Raw genomic sequence first — 17,178 nt, 5'->3', positions numbered from 1 at the left:
ATCACAAATCAAAACCAGAAGGCGGCGATGATCGCTTTCGGCCAGAGGGTTCCATGAGTGACACAGCCGCACGACAGCGGGCGGAGACCCCTACGCCGGTTCTGACGGCCAGAAATGTCGTCAGGCGTTTCGGCGGCCTCGTCGCGGTCAACAATGTCTCGTTTGACGTCCAGCCGGGCGAAATACTCGGCCTCATCGGCCCGAACGGCGCCGGCAAGACGACGATGTTCGACCTGCTGGCCGGCAGCATCCTGCCAACCAGCGGCGAGATCCTTCTCAACGGCGTGCTCGTATCAGGGGAAGCAGCGCATCGCCGCATCGGCCGCGGCCTCGGCCGCACGTTCCAGATCCCCCGGCCGCTGCCAAACCTGACGCTGATCGAAAACGTCATGCTGGCCGCGCAGGGGCAGGCCGGAGAAAGGCTGCTCGCCAATTTCCTGACGCCCCGGCGGGTCGCCGCCGAAGAGCGAGCTGCCGAGACGAGGGCCATCGAATTGCTCGAGCTCGTCACGCTCGCCCGCCTCGCACATGAACCGGCGCGCGTGCTTTCCGGCGGCCAGCGCAAGCTGCTCGAGCTCGCTCGCGTCATGATGGCCGACCCGGCGATCATCCTGCTCGACGAGCCGGCGGCCGGCGTCAATGCGACGCTGCTCGAAGTCATCATCGACCGCATCCGCGACATCAACAGGAGCGGCATCACCTTCCTGCTGATCGAGCACAATATCGACATGGTGACGCGGCTCTGCCACCGCGTGCTGGTCATGGCGAGCGGCCAGCTTCTTTGCGAAGGCACGGCGGAAGAGGTCGCACGCGATCCACGCGTTATCGAGGCCTATCTCGGAGGCGCGGCATGAGCCAAACGGTTCTCGATGTCCGCAACCTCGAAGCCGGCTACGAGCCAGGCGTTCCGATCGTGCGCGGCGCCTCGATCACCGTCGACAAGGGCGAGATCGTCGTCGTTCTCGGCCCCAACGGCGCCGGCAAATCGACCTTGATCAAGGCGATCGCCGGCCTTGTCCCGATCACCGGCGGCACGGTGCTGCTGGACGGCAAGGATATCACAGCCGCACCCGCCCACACCATGGTCCGCCTCGGCCTTGCCTTCGTGCCGCAGACCGAAAACATCTTCCCCTTGATGTCGGTCGAGGACAATCTGAAGGTCGCCTGCGGGATCCTGAAGCCGCGCGAGACCCCTGCCCGCATCGAGGAAATGTATGCGGCCTTCCCCGATCTCGCCCGTCAGCGCAGGACCGCCGCCGGAAACCTCTCGGGCGGACAACGGCAGATGCTGGCCGTCGCCCGGGCACTGATCGTCCATCCCAAGGTGCTGGTGCTCGACGAGCCTTCGGCCGGCCTGTCGCCGAAATTCGTGGCGATGGTCTTCGAGATGCTGGCCGGTATACGCAAATCCGGCGTCACTATTCTGCTGGTCGAACAGAACGCCAAGGCAGCGCTTGCCATCGGCGACCGCGCCTATGTTCTGGTCGAAGGCAAGGACCGGCACGAGGGCGTCGCCTCCGAGCTCTGGAACGACCCGGTCGTCGCCGAGCTCTATCTTGGCCAGCGCCGCCTCGATGCTGAAAGAGACCGGCACTCCGGCAAAGGAAGCGCGGCATGAACCTGCAATTTGTCGTCGACGGACTGCTGGCAGGTTCGATGATCGGCCTCGGCGCCATCGGCGTGACGCTCACCTATTCGATCCTGCGCTTCTCGAACTTTGCGCATGGCGACTTCATGGCCTGGGGCGCCTATGCGACGCTCGCCGTCGTCGGCGCCATCGGCGCGATGTTCGGCAAGATCGCGCCGATCGCTCCGCTCTCCTTCGGCTGGCCGCTGATCGCCGCGGTGGTGATCGGCATGGCGATCACCGGCCTGCTGGCGTTGCTGCTCGACCTGATGCTTTTCGCGCGGCTGCGGGCCAAGGGCCAGGCAATCATCGTGGTGATGGCGAGCTTCGGCGCCTCGATGGCGCTGAGAAGCCTGCTCGAATTTATCTTCACCTCGCGTCCGACCTATTTCAGCCGGGCCATCCAGATCGCCATGCCGGTCGGCTTCGGCATTCGCATCACCCCCGACCAGATCGCGCTGCTGCTTCTGACCGCCGTTCTGGTGCTCGGCGTGCATCTCCTGATGACCCGCACCCAGACCGGCCGCTCGATGCAGGCACTGAGCCAGAACGCGGCCTTGGCTCGCATTGTCGGCATCGACGTCGCCAAGGTCGTGCGCGTCACCTGGATCGTCGGCGGGGCGCTAGCCTGCGTCGCCGGCGTCATGATCGGCATTCTCATACAGATCCGCCCATTCATGGGTTTCGACATGCTGCTGCCGATGTTCGCGGCCGCCATCCTCGGCGGCATCGGCAGCGTGCCTGGCGCCGTTCTCGGCGGCTTGATCATTGGTCTCGCCGAAGCCGGCGCAGTGCAGTTGATCGGCGCCGAATGGCGGGCGGCCGTCTCCTTCATCATCCTGATGACCGTGCTGTTCGTGCGGCCCATCGGCCTTTTCGGAGTGAGAGAACGCTGATGGATCTGCTCGGCTACGGCGCTTTCTTCCTGACCACCGCGCTGATCTTTTCGCTCGTCACGCTCGGGCTCAACCTGCAATGGGGGCTGACCGGGCTTTTCAATGTCGGGGTCGCCGGCTTTGTCGCCATCGGCGCCTACACGTCGGCGCTGCTGACCACGCCCGACGATGCCGCGCGCCTCGGCGGCTTCGGCCTGCCGATTCTTGTCGGCTGGCTCGGCGCGATGGTCGTTGGCGGGGTCGCCGCCGCGATCACCGGCATCGCCACGCTGCGCCTGAGATCGGACTATCTGGCGATCACCACCTTCGGCGTCGCCGTCGTCGTGCAGCTGGTGGCGCTCAACGCCCAAAAACTGACCGGCGGCCCGTTCGGCATCGGCTTCATTCCGCGTCCCTTCGGCGGCCTCGCCGAAACGCCGTTGCTGTTCAACCTGTCGAACCTAGCCGTCGTCTCGGTGGTGACGCTGATCGTCTATCTCGCGCTGGAGCATCTGTCGCGCAGCCCATGGGGGCGCGTGTTGAAGGCGCTTCGCGAGGACGAGCGGGCCGCGATATCGCTGGGGAAAAGCGCGCGTTTCTACCGCGTCCAGGCCTTTGCCGTCGGCGGTGCAATCATGGCGCTGGCCGGGGCGCTGCAGGCGCATTTCACCGGCTTCATCGCGCCGGACAATTATTTGCCGGCACTGACTTTCCAGGTCTGGGTGATGCTGATTGTCGGCGGTTCGGGCAGCAATATCGGCGCCGTCATCGGCAGCATCCTGGTCTGGGCGATTTGGGCCGGATCGGGAGCCTTGACGAGCGTCTTGTTCTCGCCGGAACAACAGGCGCGCGCAGCCTCGCTGCAGATCGTCGCCATCGGCGTGATGCTGTGCGTCATCCTTCTGGTCAGGCCGAACGGCCTGTTTGGCGACAGGCCGCGGCGTCCAAGGTTCGGCAAGCGTGCACGCGTGGCCCCGAGCGAGAGCGGCTCATGAGCGCTGAGATCCGGCCGCACGGCATTTCCCTTTGGCATGCCGTCAGCCGCAATCGCCGTGACCGGCCCGCGCTCGAAGGCGCACTCGATGTCGATCTGGCAATTGTCGGTGGCGGTTTCTCAGGCCTTTCCACCGCGCTGCACAGCGCCGGGAAAGGCATCTCGGTCGCCGTCCTCGAAGCGGAAATCATCGCCTGGGGCGCAACCGGCAGGAATGCCGGCTTCGTGGTGCCGAATTTCGCGAAAAGAGACCCCGACGATATCATTGCCCAACTCGGGCCAGAACGTGGCGAACGCCTCATCGATTTCGCGGCCGGCAGCGCCGACCTCGTCTTCGACCTGATCAGGCGGCACGGCATCGAATGCGACGCAGTCCAGAGCGGATGGATACAACCGGCCCATTCACAGGCCGCTCTCGAAAAAACCAGATCGCGCGCCGAACAATGGGCGAGGCGCGGAAGACCGACTGTTGCGCTGGACAGGCGGGCGGTCGAAGAGCTGACCGGCGTTCGCGGTTATGTCGGCGGCTGGATGGACCGTTCGGGCGGCGTCCTCAATCCGCTCGAATATGCGGGCGGACTGGCCGACGCGGCGGAAAATGCCGGCGCGCGCATCTTCGAGCATACGCGCGTCACATCGATCGATCGCATCGGGGACGGCTGGGTCTTGAAGACGGCATCGGGTTCGGTGCGTGCTGAAAAGGTCCTCATTGCCACCAACGCCTATGGCGGACCGCTCGACCGCACGCTGGAGCGAACCTACTTCCCACTGAAAATCTTCCAGATCGCGACGGCTCCGCTGCCGCGCGAAATACGCACCCGCCTGCTTCCCGGCGGGCAAGGCGTCGGCGACACCAGGCGCAATCTTTTCACCTTCCGCTTCGATGGCGAAAACAGGCTGATAACCGGCGGCATGCATAGTTTTGGTCCGGGCGCCGATGCCCGAGTGCCGCGAGCGATCTGGCGGCGGCTGGCAAAGCATCTCGACCTCCCGGAGATCCCGCCGCTTGAATATAGCTGGTCGGGGATAGCTGCGGTGGAGCCCGACTTCCTGCCGCGCCTCGTCGATCTCGGACCCGGCCTGATCGCCGGCTTTGCCTGCAACGGGCGCGGCATCGCCATGACGACAAGCATGGGCAAGGTGCTTGCGGATTGGGCTGGTGGAGCGAAGCCGCAGGACTTGCCGCTGCCGTTTGCGCCGCCGTCGCCGATCCCGCTCCATAGCCTGATGCGGCATGCGCCAAACATGCTGCTTCCCCTAAGCATGCTGCGCGACCGGCTGGATGCGGCAGGTTAACGCATGTCGCCCAAAAGTGCGCAGCGGTTTTGGGACAACGACATGCATTATGCAACGCGCAAGATTGGATAGCTCTGCCGCACTCGGCCCTTTCTGCTAGACCCGCCAATACTTCGGCAGCGAGGGCGACTACGGCAAAGAGCTATTCGTGCAAAGGAAGGCGTCTGGAGTAGGTTCGTCGTGTCGGAGGAGACCGGAAAACTGGCTTTCGACAAAACCATTCTTGCTAATCTAGAGCAACGCTTGAAGGAGATCGATGAGCAGTTGCCGAACGCCTCGCCAAGAATGAGAGCAAAACTTGGCAATGACGGGTTGGCCATGGCGCCCGATTCCTTAAAATATCTGATCCGTGTGTGCGAGCCGCGAGATGCCTAAGTGCTTCATCCATCCATCGGCAGCGCTGATCTTTGGCGCAATACTGTCGATTCTGTTGGTGACGGCCCTTGCTACGCGGTTCGAAAACGCTGCGTGGCAAGCCAAAGTCGACGAATTCCGTCAATTCAAAGGACATGCCGACATCGTGATGTTTGGCGATTCTCTCACTGCGAGTGGCCATTGGCAGGAGATGTTTCCCAAACTGTCGATTATCAATCGCGGCATATCTGGCGAACGCGTCGGTAGCGCGCTCCTGAGGCTCGACCAGATTACGGCAGCGCAGCCCCGGCTGGTTTTCATCATGCTCGGGATCAACGATATTCGCAGGTCAACCAGCCCCGACGACGTGGCTGCATCCTACGACAAGATCATCGATCGGTTGGCGGATGTGGAGAGCATCGTCGTCCAGTCGACGTTGCTCACGAACAGCGAGGTCCACAACGCCGCGATAAAGCGATTGAACAGTGCGCTCATCGCCCTGTGCTCAAAGGCTGCAAACTGCCGATTCGTGGATCTTAACGTGCCTCTCTCCCGAGATGGCAGCCTGCGACCGGACCTCACGACTGACGGGATCCACCTCAACGGCGCCGGCTATCGGGTTTGGGAGAACCAGCTCCGGCCGATGATGGCTGCGGTTTCAGCGGAACGATAAACAAAAATCACGGATCTCCCCAACAGGAATGTTTGACCTGTGACGTTGGGCTTTAAGACACCGTTAACGGCCGTAGAAAGCGCGCGAGTTAGTGCCAAGTGAAGTTGCGCGGAGGTGCCAACTGATTTTGCGCGCTGCACTACAACGACGTCGACTTTCACCGTCTCAACCAAGTTCCAAGGTCGTTATCGCAAAGACCCCGGACTGCGTGAGCTCCGGCGCTTTTCCCTTGTACATTCGAGCCGTTTCGAAGCCCGGTTGAAGACCGGCGGACGACAGCCGGGCTGCAAAGTCCCCGCTGGTCTCGGGAACGTCGAGATGGATACTTCCGGGTCCGGAAGCATTGGCGAGTGCGGCGAAGAGACGGCTTGCCGCGCCCGGGCTGTCGGCAAAGAGCGGGCCGATCTTGCAGCCGTCCCGGCATCGGCGCGCGACGCCGTATCCCTCGATCGCACCATCCCTGACGATCGCAAGCGCCATGTGCGGCGGGCGCAGCCAGTGTTCCAGGAATGACCGTCTCGGAGCGGGGAAGAACCGAACGTCGTAGCCCAAGAGATCCGCTATGAGGTCAGGGCCTATGGCACGGATGTCACTGTCGGTGCCTGCCGAAACATTCGGCGCTCCGACGAACCGGATCGTCCGGTAGACCGGCGCAAAGCCCATGCTGCGGTAGTTGGCCTGCTGTTCAACGACACCATCGAGGCCGATCGTGCGGCTGCCGAGCCGCGCCGTGCCGGCATCCCAGACCGCCTTGCCATGGCCCTCTCCGCGCCTGTCCGGCCGACAGATGTACAGGCCGATGAAGCCAAAATCGTCGCCATAGGCCACGGCCGAAATACCGGCCACCATCTCGCCATCGACAAAGGCGCCAATGAAGCCGTCGGGATCCGCCGCGTGGAACGCTGCGGCATCGCCGAGGCCGGGATTCCAGCCCTCCGCTGCCGCCCAGTCGACAAGCGTTTCCACTTCTTCAAGTGCGAGCGTTCTGATCGTTCGGGACATTGCGATCACTCGGCGGCAACTATACCGGGGGCGAAGGATTTCAAGGCGCCACGATAAGGCTTTGCCAGTGGGTTTGCATAGGCACCACGCTTGGATGTCGACAGGCCAAGCGCGATCAACGCCTCGGCCTGTTTCACGGCGGCGCCGACACCGTCGATGACCGGAACGCCGAACTCCCGCTGCAGCGCAGCCGCAAGATCGGCCATGCCGGCACAGCCGAGCACGATGGCCTCGGCGCGATCCTCCTCGAGTGCGCGCGCGATCTCGCCGCGCAGCTTCAGGATCGCGTCCGATGCCGGGTCTTCGAGGGCAAGAACCGGAATGTCGGCGGCGCGCACGCGTGCCCGCCCCGCCATGCCATAGCGCTGCACCAGCCCTTCGACCGGCACGCGCGAGCGCTCGGTCGTGGTGACGACGGTGAAGCGCTGGGCGAGGAAGGAGGCCGTGCTGAGCGCTGCCTCGCAAATGCCGATGACCGGGATGTTGGCCATGGCGCGCGCGGCATCGAGGCCGGTGTCGTCGAAACAGGCGATGATCGCAGCCTGCGCGCCCGAGCGCTCGCCAGCGGCGATCTCGACCAGCAGCCCGGGCACGGCAAGCGCCTCGTCATAATAGCCTTCGATCGAAACCGGACCCATCGACGAGGTGACAGCGACGATTTCCGTGCCGGCGCCGGCCACGAGCCGCGCCGCCGCTGCAATGGTTTCGGTCATGCTGGCGGTGGTGTTTGGATTGACAACGAGGATCTGCACTGCGGTTCTCAAATACGTGCCCGGCGACGGCCGACATAGACGATTGCGCCGAGCGTCAGCAGGATCACCAGGAAAGAAAATACGGTCGTCACGGTGCCCAGCGCATAGAGCACCGGCGTCGTCACATTTGTCGTCATGCCATAGATCTCGAGCGACAGCGTGTTGAACGTGCCCGAGGTCATCAGCGTGCGGGCGAACTCGTCATAGGACAGGGTGAAGCCGAACAGGCCGACACCGATCAGGCTGGGCGCGATCATCGGCAGGACGACATGCGCGAAGGTCTGCCAGGACGATGCTCCAAGATCGCGCGCGGCCTCCTCATAGGCCGGCGAGAACCGGTTGAAGACGGCGAACATGATCAGCACGCCGAAGGGCAAGGTCCAGGTCAGGTGCGCCCCGAAGGCGGACGTGTACCAGGCGGGGCGAAAGCCGATCTGCTGGAAGACGACGCCAATGCCGAGCGAAATGATGATCGACGGCACGACGAGGCTGGCGACGGCCAGATAGAACAATGCGGTGGCGCCACGAAACTTTTGGCGGAAGGCAAGACCGGCAAGCAGCGACACGATAACGGTCACGATCATCACCATAAGGCCAAGGATGAAGGAGCGTTTGAAACTGCCGCCGAAATCGCCGACCGCCTGGCGCTCGAACAGATTGGCGAACCAGTGCAGCGAAACGCCGTTCAGCGGAAAGGTCAGCCCGCCATTCTCGCCCTGAAACGAAAGAATGAGAATCGCCGAAAGCGGGCCGTAGAGAAACAGCACGAAAATAGCGAAGAAGGCTGCCAGCACGTAGAATTCGAGGGAGCGCTTGTCCTGGCTCATCGCTTCACAGCTCCTTGCGGATGTCGACGATGCGCAGAATGCCCGCGACCATCAGCAGCACCAGCACCAGGAGCACGACCGCGTTGGCGGCGGCCGCCGGGTATTGCAGCAGCGACATCTGGTTCTTCATCATCAGCGCGACGGAGGCGCTCTGCCCGCCGGACATCACCTGCACGGTCGAAAAGTCGGCCATCACCAGCGTGACGACGAAGATGGTGCCGATCGCCATGCCGGGCTTGGCGAGCGGAATGATGACGTTCCAAAGGACCTGCCAGCCGGAAGCGCCGACGTCGCGCGCGGCCTCGATCAGCGACTTGTCGATGCGCATCAGCGTGTTGAAGATCGGCGTCACCATGAACAGCGTGTAAAGATGCACCATGGCCAGCACCACGGCGAATTCGGAATAGAGCAGCCATTCGATCGGTTTCGGGATCAGTCCCATCTGCACCAGCGTCGAGTTGACCAGGCCATTGCGGCCAAGCACCGGAATCCACGAGATCATGCGGATGATGTTGGAGGTCAGGAACGGCACCGTGCAGACAAGGAACAGCACCATCTGCATGGCCGTGGTCCTGATATGGAAGGCGAGGAAATAGGCGACCCAGAAGCCGATCAACAGCGTCAGCGCCCAGACGATGGCGGCATATTTCAGCGTGTTCAGATAGGTTTTCCAGGTGACCCACGAGCCGAGCGTGTCGGCGTAGTTGGTGGTCAGGAAATCCGGATACATCGCCGCGAAATCATAGTCCCAGAAGGAGACCACGGCGATCATCAGGATCGGCAGCAGGAGGAACGCGCCGAGGATCAGGGCTAGCGGCGTCGCCTGGAGGTAGGGGACGACGGCGCTGATCGAGAGCCGACGGCGTCTGGCGGGTTTGGCGGCGGCTATAGGCTGGTCGAGAGCCACGGTCATCCGGAAACCCTTCGGGACGATGAGGAGGGCCGACAATCCGGCAAGCAGTGATCCTTCGCGCCCCCCTCTGTCCTGCCGGACATCTCCCCCTCTAGGGGGGAGATCGGCCGTCGCCGCTGCTTTCGCCAATCTCCAACTTCGCAAGAAGAGGCGCCAACAGCGAATCTGCCAATCTCCCCCCAAGTGGGGGAGATGTCCGGCAGGACAGAGGGGGGCGCGAAGGAATGCAACATCTCAGCCTTGCACTACGCCGCGATGAATTCGTTCCAGCGCTTCACCATGTAGCGGTCCTCGTCCATGACCGAGTTCCAGCAGGCGACCTTGCCCATGCGCTCGACGAAGGAGCCGCCGTCGCGCACGGCGCCCGCCTTTTCCATGACCTTGCCGTCCGGCGCCATGATATCGCCCTTGGCGGCCTTGCCGTCGACCCAGTAGCCCCATTCGTCCTCGGACATGAACTGCTTGGCCGTGTCCATGGCGGCCGAGTAATAGCCTTGGCGGTTGAGATAGGCGCCAACCCAGCCGGACAGGTACCAGTTGATATATTCGTAGGCGGCGTCGAGTTGGGCGCCCTCGAGATGCGCTGCCAGGCCAAGGCCGCCGCCCCATGAGCGGTAGCCTTCCTTGAGCGGCTGGTATTTGCAGGCGATGCCCTTGGAGCGGACCGCAGCGACCGCAGGCGACCACATCGACTGGATGACCACTTCGCCTGAAGCCATAAGGTTGACGCTCTCGTCGAACGATTTCCAGAACGCGCGGAACTGGCCATCCTGCTTGGCCTTGATCAGGAAGTCGATCGTCTGATCGATCTCCTCCTTGGTCATGTTGCCCTTGTCGGCATATTTGATGTTGCCCATGGCTTCCATGATCATCGCCGCATCCATGATGCCGATCGACGGGATGTTGAGGATGGCGGCCTTGCCCTTGAAGGCCGGATCCATGATGTCGGCCCAGGTGGTGATGTCGCGACCGACAAGGTCGGGGCGGATGCCGAGCGTGTCGGCATTGTAGATGGTCGGAACCATCGTCATCCACTGGGTCGGTTCCTTGGCGAAGGTCTTGGCGTCCTGTGCCTCGACGAAGCCGACGGTGTGCGGCGCGGTGCCTTGCGCGATGACGCTGTCGGGCGTCAGCTTGCCGGTGATGAAAAGCGGCACGATCTTGTCGTAATATTTCAGTTTCTTGACATCCATCGGCTGCATCACGCCGGAGGGATACACCTTCTTGGCGATCCAGTATTCGATGTCGGCGATGTCGTAGCTGTCCGGCTGGGTCACCGCGCGCTGGGCGGCCGCGTCGGAATCGGTCGCCGTCATCTCCAGCGTGATGCCGAGGTCGGCCTTGCACTTGTCGGCGATGGCGTTGAGGTTGGACACGCCGGTGCCAAACTGGCGCAGCGTGATCGGGTTCTGCGCCCAGATCGTCGGGAAGCCGGTGATGACGCCGGAGCCGGCTGCAAAACCGACGGCGGCGGCACCTGTCTTGAGCAGCGAGCGGCGGGAAATTCCTGTCTTCTTGTCGGTGGTGTTGGTCATGTCAGTTCCCCTTTTTTGATTGGTTGTTCTGGTTCAGGAATCGAGACGGCCAAGGACGATCGCGTCCTCGGCGTCCCAGGCGATCGGCACGGCGTCGCCGACGGCAACCGGCTTGGCGAAGAAGCTGGTGTCGTCGACGATCACCGTGAAATCCTCGATGCCGGCGCCATTGACCGAGAGCTTCACGGTCGAGCCGCGGTATTCGACGTTGGCGACGATGCCGGTGAAACCGAGCCCCGTGGCCGGCGGTTCGCCGATCCGCACATGATCGGTGCGAATGGCGATATCGATCGGCTCGCCGATCGCCCTGCCCTGCCCGTTGGCCGCAAGCGAGGCGCCACCCGGCACATCGAAGACAACCATGCCGTTGCGACTGCCGCTGACGCGGCCGGAGACGACGTTGTGATCGCCCATGAAACGGGCGACGAAGGCGGTGGCCGGCCGCTCGAAGACGATGCGCGGATGCGCCGCCTGCTCGATGCGGCCGTCGTTCATCACCACGATCAGGTCGGCGAGCGCCATCGCCTCTTCCTGGCTATGGGTGACGTGAACGAAGGTGATGCCGAGCGACGTTTGCAGCTTCTTCAGCTCGGCCCGCATCCGGATCTTCAGGAATGGGTCGAGCGCCGAGAGCGGCTCGTCGAGCAGCAGCGCCTCTGGGTCGGTGATGAGCGCGCGGGCCAGAGCGACGCGCTGCTGCTGTCCGCCCGAAAGCTGCGCCGGGCGGCGGCCGGCATAGGCTTCCATCTGCATCAGCTTCAGCATGACGAGCGCCTTGGCGCGGCGCTCTTCCTTGCCGACACCCTTCATCTTGAGGCTGAACGCAACATTGTCGATCAGGTCGAGATGCGGAAACAGTGCGTAGGACTGGAACATCATGGCGGTGCCGCGCCTAGCCGGCGGCAGATCGGTGACCACAATATTGCCGAGCCGCACGTCGCCGCTGGATATGCTCTCGTGGCCGGCAATCATGCGCAGCGTCGAGGTCTTGCCGCAGCCGGACGGGCCGAGCAGGCAGCAATAGGTTCCCGCGGGAATTTTCAGGCTGATGTCTTCGACGGCAGTCGTCGCGCCATAGATTTTCGAAACGGACACGATGTCGATTTCGGCGGCTTTGGACATCCGGCTTCCTCTCTAAATCAACTTAAGCAAAGCATCATGCATGCCAATTGCCCCACATCGGCCTCAAGCGATTGAAAGCTTAGGAAAATCAGGATTGCATCCGGCTGGCTGCCGAAACGGCATGCTTGTGCAATGCACAAATTATAGGCGATAGCGGGCGATTCCCGCAAAAATCGTATGCAATCTTTTTTGGGATCGTATTCACTTTGGCCCTCGTGCACGCGACCCGATTCAGGGTAGAAAGGTGCAGGGACTACCATCATGAATATAGCCGACCAGACTTTCCCTGCTGTCGACAATGCCAACGAGGACCGCGCCCAAGCGATCCGCGACCAGTTGCGCGACGCGATCGTCGATCGCCGGCTGGCGCCCGGAACCAAGCTGTCCGAAGGCGAGGTCGGCACTTTGTTCGACGTCAGCCGCACCGTGGCGCGCGCGGCCCTGCAAATGCTCTCCTTCGAAGGTTTGGTGCGGACCGAGCGCAACCGCGGCGCCTTCGTCGCCAATCCGTCGCCGGAGGAAGCGCGCCAGGTTTTTGCTTCGCGTCGGCTGATCGAGCCCGGCATCGCGATCGCCGCGGCCGGGCGCATGACGCCGGCGCATGTCGTTGCGTTCAAGGCCCAGCTCGATGAAGAGGGCCGCTTCATCGCCGAACGCGGACCAAATGCAAGACGGTCGGAGATCAAGGCTTCTGGCGATTTTCACCTGCTGCTGGCGTCGGTCGCGGGAAACGTCATCCTCCAGCGTTTCATGGAAGAGCTGGTGGCGCGCTCATCGCTGGTGATCGCGCTTTACGGCCGCTCGGGCGTCTCGAGCTGTGGCCACAGAGAGCACATGAACATCCTCGAGGCGCTGGAAAATGGCAATTCCGAACGCGCCAGCGCACTGATGCTGCACCACATCGACCATATCGAGGCCGACCTCGATCTGCGCGTCAGGAGCGGTCCGGCACTCAGGCAGGCGCTCGAGTTCTGACGCTCATTCCGACCGGAGGGACGCGAAAGGCGCGCCCCTCAAAGCCGTTCGGCACGGGTTTTCAGGATCTGGTGCAGCATGTCGCGAATGCGCCGCAGCCTCGTCAACCATCTCTGGCTCATCTGCTTTCCAGTTCTGTTTGCCCACCGCGCGCCGGTTGCTTCACTCGGAAGAGGTCCCTTACTCAAAAAGCTTGGACCGCCATGGCCATTCCAACCAGCGAGGTGGCGACACCCGCGGTGCGGACCGTCGTCGGCCAACGGGCGAGCGTGAGGACGGACAAGGCCCCGATCGCATGCAGCATCGATGTGCCGAGCACGAAGCCCGCAGCGTAGGCGATGCCGCTGGCATTCTCGGGGATCTCGAGGCCGTGGGCATTGCCGTGGAAGAGGCCGAACAGGGCCGTCAGCGCCGCCGCGGCGGCCAGCGGCTGCGGCCTGGCAAGACCGACCATGGCGCCGAAGACGACAAGCGACAGCGCGATGCCGGTTTCAAGCGACGGCAGGCCGATGCCGGCCATGCCGAGCAAGGCTCCGGCGACCATCGCCGAGACAAAGAACAGCGGCACAAGGACAATGCTGCGGCCGCCGGCGCGGGCGCCAATCATGCCGACCGCGACCATGGCGAGCAGATGATCCACGCCGAGGAGCGGATGTTCGAGGCCGACGAAAAGGCCGTGGACGTGAGGGCCGCCGCTATGGGCAAACGCCAGCGACGGTGTGAGGGCGGCGAGAGCTGAAAGGGTGCCCAGTCTTGCTAGTGTTTTCATGCCTGCGAATGTTTTCATGATTGTACCTGTTCGATGAGAGTGACGGGTTCTGGTTTCAGTGCCCGGGAACGGTGAATTGCGAAGCGGCGGAACGGTCCGCGAGAGCGCGCGCCGCGGCGAAGCCGAGAGGCTTTTGCTCACTGCCATCGTGATAGATGAAAGCGAGGCGGCGGCGGTGCGATGTCAGACGCGCCGGCAACGGGTGATAGGCGACGCCGGTGCCGCCTACGAGCGGCATGACCGCGCCGACATCGACCAGATCCTCGGTCTCGACGCGGAGCAGATGAAGCCGCACGCCGTCCGCCGTCTCGCCGACAAACGGTATGCCGGCAAGCCGCAGAAAGCTGGACGGGTCCGGCGCCCGCGCAAAGCCTTCGAGGAAAGCGGATTCGACAAGATCGAGGTCGACCGTCGCTGGATCGGCCGGCGGCTCGTGAGCCTGGTCCGGCAGGTGCGGCGTCTGCCATTGCAGCGGCTTGCCCGCGGGCCCGTTGTGGCCGAGCGCGTGCGGATGGTCGTGGTGATGGTGGCCGTCGCCATGGTCGTGACTGTGGTGGTGATCGTCGTGCATGGTCAAAAACTCACCGGTTTGTCGATGATCGATTTATGCTTGCCGAGATTGCCGTGAGCGACCATCGAGCCGAGCGCCTCGACGACGACCCGCACGCCGAACAGCGCCGTGATGTCCGACGTGTCGTAGGGCGGCGAAACCTCGACCACTTCCAGCCCGCAAATGCCCGGCGCCGTCACCAGCCCAAGCAGCTTGAGCGCCTCGCGCGGCAGGAAGCCGCCCGGCTCCGGCCAGCCCGTGCCGGGCACGAAGCCGCAATCGAGGCTGTCGACGTCGAAGGAGATGTAGACGGCGTCGGTGTCTTTCCACGCGAGCTCGAGCGCGATTTCCGCCGCCTTCTCAAGACCCATCTGCTCGATGTCGGCAATGGTCAGCACGTTGGTGCCGCGCTTCCTCGCCTCGGCGACGCCGTAGCGGGGAACCTGCCAGCCGCCGATGCCGAGCTGCACGAGATTGGTCGCCGAGACATTTGGCAGGTTGGTCGCCCAATACCAGGGCGTGGTGTGCATGCGCTCGTCGAGATCCTTTTCCTGGATGTCGATATGGCGGTCGAAATGGATGATGCCGATGCGCTTCGAGGTCACGTCGGCGATGCCGCGCACGCAGGGAAAGCCGATCGAATGGTCGCCGCCCAGCATGATCGGCAGCGCGCCGGACGAGGCGACATGGCTGACGCCCTTGGTGATCTGGTCGAAGCTCTTTTCGAGATTGGCGGGAATGGTGAAGACGTCGCCGGCGTCGCACAGCGTCATCTGCTCGCGCAGGTCGACACCGAGCTCATAGTTGTATGGCGTGTAGAGCGCCGAGATGCGACGAATGCCTTGCGGGCCGAAGCGGGTTCCCGGCCGGTAGGTGGTGCCGCTGTCGAAGGGAATGCCGATGACGGCCGCATCATACTTGCCGACATCGCGGACGTTCTCGACATAGGGCGCCTTGAGAAAGGTGTTGATGCCGGCGAAATGCGGCAGCTCGCCGCGCGCGAATGTCGGGATCGACTTGTCGACGATCGACTCCGATCCCGGCAGGCCCATGTCGAGCGCCCATTGCTGCTCCTTGCGCCAGCCGCTTTCCGGCAGCTTTCCCTCGGCCTCGATGGACTTCCAGCCCTGCGTGCCGCGGGCATCGAAATCCGGGTGGTGGAAGCGTTCCCTGGCCTCCCGGGCGACGAGCCCTGCCCGGCGGTGGCTGCGTTCGGGGATATTTCTGGACATTCACGGTCTCCGTTACGACGCCGTCGTCGCCATTGCTGTATCCGGCCGGGTCGTCCCGACCATCGCGGCCACCTTGGCCAAGTGATGAGAAGAAGCCCGGGTCTTGCGATCGAGCCTCAAGTCGTAGGTGATCGTCGCGCCATAAGCGGACGGAAACTGCGGATCGTGGCGCACCTTGTCGAAGACCAGCACGCGGGTGCCGAGCTTGAAGGCTTCGCCGATGTCGTGGGTGACCATCACCACCGTCATGCCGTGCTCGGTCCAGAGCTCGGTGAGCAGTTCGTGCATCTCGACGCGGATGCCCGGATCGAGCGCACCGAACGGCTCGTCGAGAAGCAGGATTTGCGGACGTCCAAGCAAGGTCTGCGCAATCGCAAGCCGCTGCTGCATGCCGCCCGACAGTGAGGCTGGATAGAGGTCGCGCGCATGAGCAAGCCCGACGCGCGCCAGCATGGCCTCAGCCTCTTGCCTGGCGTTTGCGCGCCTGGCGCCGAAGACGCGGCCAAACGGCCCGCCCGAGCGAAAGTCTTCGACCAGCTGCAGGTTCTGGATGGCGGTCAGATGGGGAAACACCGAATAGCGCTGAAAGACGATGCCACGCTGCGGCGTCGGCTCTGGGACGATCGGGCCATCGCCGACGATGACGACGCCACTGCTCTGCTGCTCCTGGCCGAGCAGGATGCGCAGGAACGTCGATTTTCCGCAGCCGCTGGCGCCGACCAGCGACAGGAATTCGCCGGCTTCGGCAGTGACGTTGACCCGCTCGAGCACGCGGGCATCGCCGTAGCTCTTTTCCAGCCCATGGACGACGATGCGGCTCATCTGGCCTCCACCGGATGCGCCCAAGGGGAGACCGCCCGCGACAGCCGCACCAGCAGCCAATCGGTGATGACGGCAAGCAGCGTGATCCAGGCGACATAGGGCAGGATGACGTCCATCGAGAGATAGCGGCGGACGAGGAAGATGCGGTAACCCAGCCCTTCGGTCGAGGCGATGGCTTCGGCGGCGATCAGGAACAGCCAGGCCGGCCCGAGCGCCAGCCGCACGCAAGTGATGAGGCGCGGCATGACTTGCGGCAGCACCAGCCGCAAGATCATGGTCCAGCTGTTGCCGCCAAGCGTCTGCGCCTTGGCCACCAGTTCGGACGGCAACTCCATCACCCGGTTGGCGATGTCGCGCACCATCACCGGCGCGACTCCGACGGCGATCAGCGTGATCTTGGCCGTTTCGCCGAGGCCGAGCGCAATGAACAGGATCGGCAGCAGCGCCAGCGGAGGGATGACGCAGACCACGGTGACGAACGGCAGCAGGAAGGCCCGCACCCGTGGAATGAAGCCGATGGCGACGCCGAGCGAAAGCGCCGCGAAGGTGGCAACACCCACGCCAGCGAACAGCCTGAGGAGACTGGCATAGGTGTCGACCCACAGGATGAGATCGCCCGAGCGTTTGTCCGGAACCGTGGCAAGGTCAAGAAAGGCCGACCACATCTGTGCCGGCGAAGGCAGCAGCTTATCGCTGGGATTGACCGCCAGTCGTTGCGCCGAGGCGATCAGATAGGCGATCGCCACGAACAAGAACGGCAAGCCGCCGAGGAACAAGGCGCTGCCGCGCGAGACCTTCGCATTGATCATGCGAAGGCGCACCTTCGGCCTTGGCCGGGAAGGACGCATGCCCTCCCCGCC

The 17,178-nt window shown here is 63.6% G+C and carries 19 protein-coding genes; 8 read left to right on the top strand and 11 right to left on the bottom strand.

The features are described from left to right. Nucleotides 1-53: 53 nt before the first annotated feature. The 7 genes from RPG13_RS12190 to RPG13_RS12160 all read left to right on the top strand — a co-directional run bounded on the left by RPG13_RS12190 (nt 54) and on the right by RPG13_RS12160 (nt 5,819). On the top strand, nt 54-854 hold the full coding sequence (locus tag RPG13_RS12190; RefSeq protein WP_337125102.1) for an ABC transporter ATP-binding protein: 801 nt from the start codon (nt 54-56) through the stop codon (nt 852-854). Next, nucleotides 851-1,618: an ABC transporter ATP-binding protein gene (locus tag RPG13_RS12185; RefSeq protein WP_337125101.1), complete on the top strand. Its 768-nt coding sequence runs from the start codon at nt 851-853 to the stop codon at nt 1,616-1,618. Before RPG13_RS12190 ends, RPG13_RS12185 begins: the two co-directional genes overlap by 4 nt. Then, complete coding sequence (locus RPG13_RS12180) at nt 1,615-2,523, top strand: branched-chain amino acid ABC transporter permease (protein ID WP_292219562.1); 909 nt, start codon at nt 1,615-1,617, stop codon at nt 2,521-2,523. The genes RPG13_RS12185 and RPG13_RS12180 overlap by 4 nt, the downstream gene beginning before the upstream one ends. Beyond that, the gene (locus tag RPG13_RS12175) at nt 2,520-3,497 is read left to right on the top strand and encodes a branched-chain amino acid ABC transporter permease (RefSeq protein ID WP_337127012.1); all 978 of its coding nucleotides are present in this window, start codon (nt 2,520-2,522) and stop codon (nt 3,495-3,497) included. The genes RPG13_RS12180 and RPG13_RS12175 overlap by 4 nt, the downstream gene beginning before the upstream one ends. Further along, on the top strand, nt 3,494-4,792 hold the full coding sequence (locus RPG13_RS12170) for an NAD(P)/FAD-dependent oxidoreductase (RefSeq protein WP_337125100.1): 1,299 nt from the start codon (nt 3,494-3,496) through the stop codon (nt 4,790-4,792). The genes RPG13_RS12175 and RPG13_RS12170 overlap by 4 nt, the downstream gene beginning before the upstream one ends. Nucleotides 4,793-4,972: 180 nt before the next feature. Then, entirely contained in the window at nt 4,973-5,167 is a 195-nt protein-coding gene (locus tag RPG13_RS12165) for a hypothetical protein (protein ID WP_292623226.1), read from the top strand. Continuing rightward, entirely contained in the window at nt 5,160-5,819 is a 660-nt protein-coding gene (locus RPG13_RS12160; RefSeq protein WP_337125099.1) for a GDSL-type esterase/lipase family protein, read from the top strand. The genes RPG13_RS12165 and RPG13_RS12160 overlap by 8 nt, the downstream gene beginning before the upstream one ends. A 165-nt stretch (nt 5,820-5,984) precedes the next feature. Here RPG13_RS12160 and RPG13_RS12155 read toward each other — a convergent pair whose 3' ends face one another. From RPG13_RS12155 to RPG13_RS12130, 6 genes are all read right to left on the bottom strand, one after another. Then, nucleotides 5,985-6,821 (bottom strand): GNAT family N-acetyltransferase, encoded by an 837-nt coding sequence (locus RPG13_RS12155; protein WP_337125098.1) that lies wholly within the window; start codon nt 6,819-6,821, stop codon nt 5,985-5,987. A gap of 5 nt (nt 6,822-6,826) precedes the next feature. After that, nucleotides 6,827-7,573: an aspartate/glutamate racemase family protein gene (locus RPG13_RS12150; protein ID WP_337125097.1), complete on the bottom strand. Its 747-nt coding sequence runs from the start codon at nt 7,571-7,573 to the stop codon at nt 6,827-6,829. An 8-nt stretch (nt 7,574-7,581) separates the two neighbouring features. Beyond that, the gene (locus tag RPG13_RS12145; protein WP_337125096.1) at nt 7,582-8,400 is read right to left on the bottom strand and encodes an ABC transporter permease; all 819 of its coding nucleotides are present in this window, start codon (nt 8,398-8,400) and stop codon (nt 7,582-7,584) included. A gap of 4 nt (nt 8,401-8,404) precedes the next feature. Next, nucleotides 8,405-9,313, bottom strand: coding sequence for an ABC transporter permease (locus tag RPG13_RS12140; protein WP_337125095.1), 909 nt, complete (start codon nt 9,311-9,313; stop codon nt 8,405-8,407). A gap of 245 nt (nt 9,314-9,558) precedes the next feature. Beyond that, nucleotides 9,559-10,848, bottom strand: a complete 1,290-nt coding sequence (locus RPG13_RS12135) for an ABC transporter substrate-binding protein (RefSeq protein WP_126103449.1) — start codon at nt 10,846-10,848, stop codon at nt 9,559-9,561. Nucleotides 10,849-10,881: 33 nt separating this feature from the next. Next, a complete protein-coding gene (locus tag RPG13_RS12130; RefSeq protein ID WP_337125094.1) occupies nt 10,882-11,970 on the bottom strand; it encodes an ABC transporter ATP-binding protein in 1,089 nt (362 codons plus the stop codon). A 261-nt stretch (nt 11,971-12,231) separates the two neighbouring features. Here RPG13_RS12130 and RPG13_RS12125 point away from each other — a divergent pair, with 261 nt between their 5' ends. Beyond that, nucleotides 12,232-12,945 (top strand): GntR family transcriptional regulator, encoded by a 714-nt coding sequence (locus tag RPG13_RS12125; RefSeq protein ID WP_292716770.1) that lies wholly within the window; start codon nt 12,232-12,234, stop codon nt 12,943-12,945. Nucleotides 12,946-13,129: 184 nt separating this feature from the next. Here RPG13_RS12125 and RPG13_RS12120 read toward each other — a convergent pair whose 3' ends face one another. From RPG13_RS12120 to RPG13_RS12100, 5 genes are read right to left on the bottom strand one after another with little or no spacing between them, the layout of a single operon-like run. Then, nucleotides 13,130-13,732 carry a HupE/UreJ family protein gene (locus tag RPG13_RS12120; RefSeq protein WP_337125093.1) on the bottom strand — a complete coding sequence of 201 codons (603 nt, stop codon included), beginning with the start codon at nt 13,730-13,732 and terminating at the stop codon, nt 13,130-13,132. Nucleotides 13,733-13,769: 37 nt separating this feature from the next. After that, nucleotides 13,770-14,285 (bottom strand): hypothetical protein, encoded by a 516-nt coding sequence (locus tag RPG13_RS12115; protein ID WP_337125092.1) that lies wholly within the window; start codon nt 14,283-14,285, stop codon nt 13,770-13,772. Nucleotides 14,286-14,287: 2 nt separating this feature from the next. Continuing rightward, complete coding sequence (locus tag RPG13_RS12110) at nt 14,288-15,496, bottom strand: agmatinase family protein (protein WP_127289529.1); 1,209 nt, start codon at nt 15,494-15,496, stop codon at nt 14,288-14,290. A gap of 12 nt (nt 15,497-15,508) precedes the next feature. Then, complete coding sequence (locus RPG13_RS12105) at nt 15,509-16,318, bottom strand: ATP-binding cassette domain-containing protein (RefSeq protein WP_292623244.1); 810 nt, start codon at nt 16,316-16,318, stop codon at nt 15,509-15,511. Continuing rightward, entirely contained in the window at nt 16,315-17,166 is an 852-nt protein-coding gene (locus tag RPG13_RS12100; RefSeq protein WP_442921387.1) for an ABC transporter permease, read from the bottom strand. The genes RPG13_RS12105 and RPG13_RS12100 overlap by 4 nt, the downstream gene beginning before the upstream one ends. Nucleotides 17,167-17,178 lie beyond the last annotated feature (12 nt).

The organism is Mesorhizobium sp. ISC15 (genome assembly GCF_037162615.1).
Lineage (GTDB): Bacteria > Pseudomonadota > Alphaproteobacteria > Rhizobiales > Rhizobiaceae > Mesorhizobium > Mesorhizobium mediterraneum.
This window is presented reverse-complemented; position numbering and strand designations above follow the sequence as displayed.

Bases quoted from the DNA above. Each gene is read 5' to 3' on its own strand.
- RPG13_RS12170 (WP_337125100.1), top strand. From the start codon at position 3,494: ATGAGCGCTGAGATCCGGCCGCACGGCATTTCCCTTTGGCATGCCGTC.
- RPG13_RS12120 (WP_337125093.1), bottom strand. From the start codon at position 13,732: ATGAAAACATTCGCAGGCATGAAAACACTAGCAAGACTGGGCACCCTT.
- RPG13_RS12110 (WP_127289529.1), bottom strand. From the start codon at position 15,496: ATGTCCAGAAATATCCCCGAACGCAGCCACCGCCGGGCAGGGCTCGTC.
- RPG13_RS12180 (WP_292219562.1), top strand. From the start codon at position 1,615: ATGAACCTGCAATTTGTCGTCGACGGACTGCTGGCAGGTTCGATGATC.
- RPG13_RS12130 (WP_337125094.1), bottom strand. From the start codon at position 11,970: ATGTCCAAAGCCGCCGAAATCGACATCGTGTCCGTTTCGAAAATCTAT.
- RPG13_RS12105 (WP_292623244.1), bottom strand. From the start codon at position 16,318: ATGAGCCGCATCGTCGTCCATGGGCTGGAAAAGAGCTACGGCGATGCC.
- RPG13_RS12115 (WP_337125092.1), bottom strand. From the start codon at position 14,285: ATGCACGACGATCACCACCACAGTCACGACCATGGCGACGGCCACCAT.
- RPG13_RS12155 (WP_337125098.1), bottom strand. From the start codon at position 6,821: ATGTCCCGAACGATCAGAACGCTCGCACTTGAAGAAGTGGAAACGCTT.
- RPG13_RS12145 (WP_337125096.1), bottom strand. From the start codon at position 8,400: ATGAGCCAGGACAAGCGCTCCCTCGAATTCTACGTGCTGGCAGCCTTC.
- RPG13_RS12100 (WP_442921387.1), bottom strand. From the start codon at position 17,166: ATGCGTCCTTCCCGGCCAAGGCCGAAGGTGCGCCTTCGCATGATCAAT.
- RPG13_RS12125 (WP_292716770.1), top strand. From the start codon at position 12,232: ATGAATATAGCCGACCAGACTTTCCCTGCTGTCGACAATGCCAACGAG.
- RPG13_RS12135 (WP_126103449.1), bottom strand. From the start codon at position 10,848: ATGACCAACACCACCGACAAGAAGACAGGAATTTCCCGCCGCTCGCTG.
- RPG13_RS12140 (WP_337125095.1), bottom strand. From the start codon at position 9,313: ATGACCGTGGCTCTCGACCAGCCTATAGCCGCCGCCAAACCCGCCAGA.
- RPG13_RS12185 (WP_337125101.1), top strand. From the start codon at position 851: ATGAGCCAAACGGTTCTCGATGTCCGCAACCTCGAAGCCGGCTACGAG.
- RPG13_RS12190 (WP_337125102.1), top strand. From the start codon at position 54: ATGAGTGACACAGCCGCACGACAGCGGGCGGAGACCCCTACGCCGGTT.
- RPG13_RS12160 (WP_337125099.1), top strand. From the start codon at position 5,160: ATGCCTAAGTGCTTCATCCATCCATCGGCAGCGCTGATCTTTGGCGCA.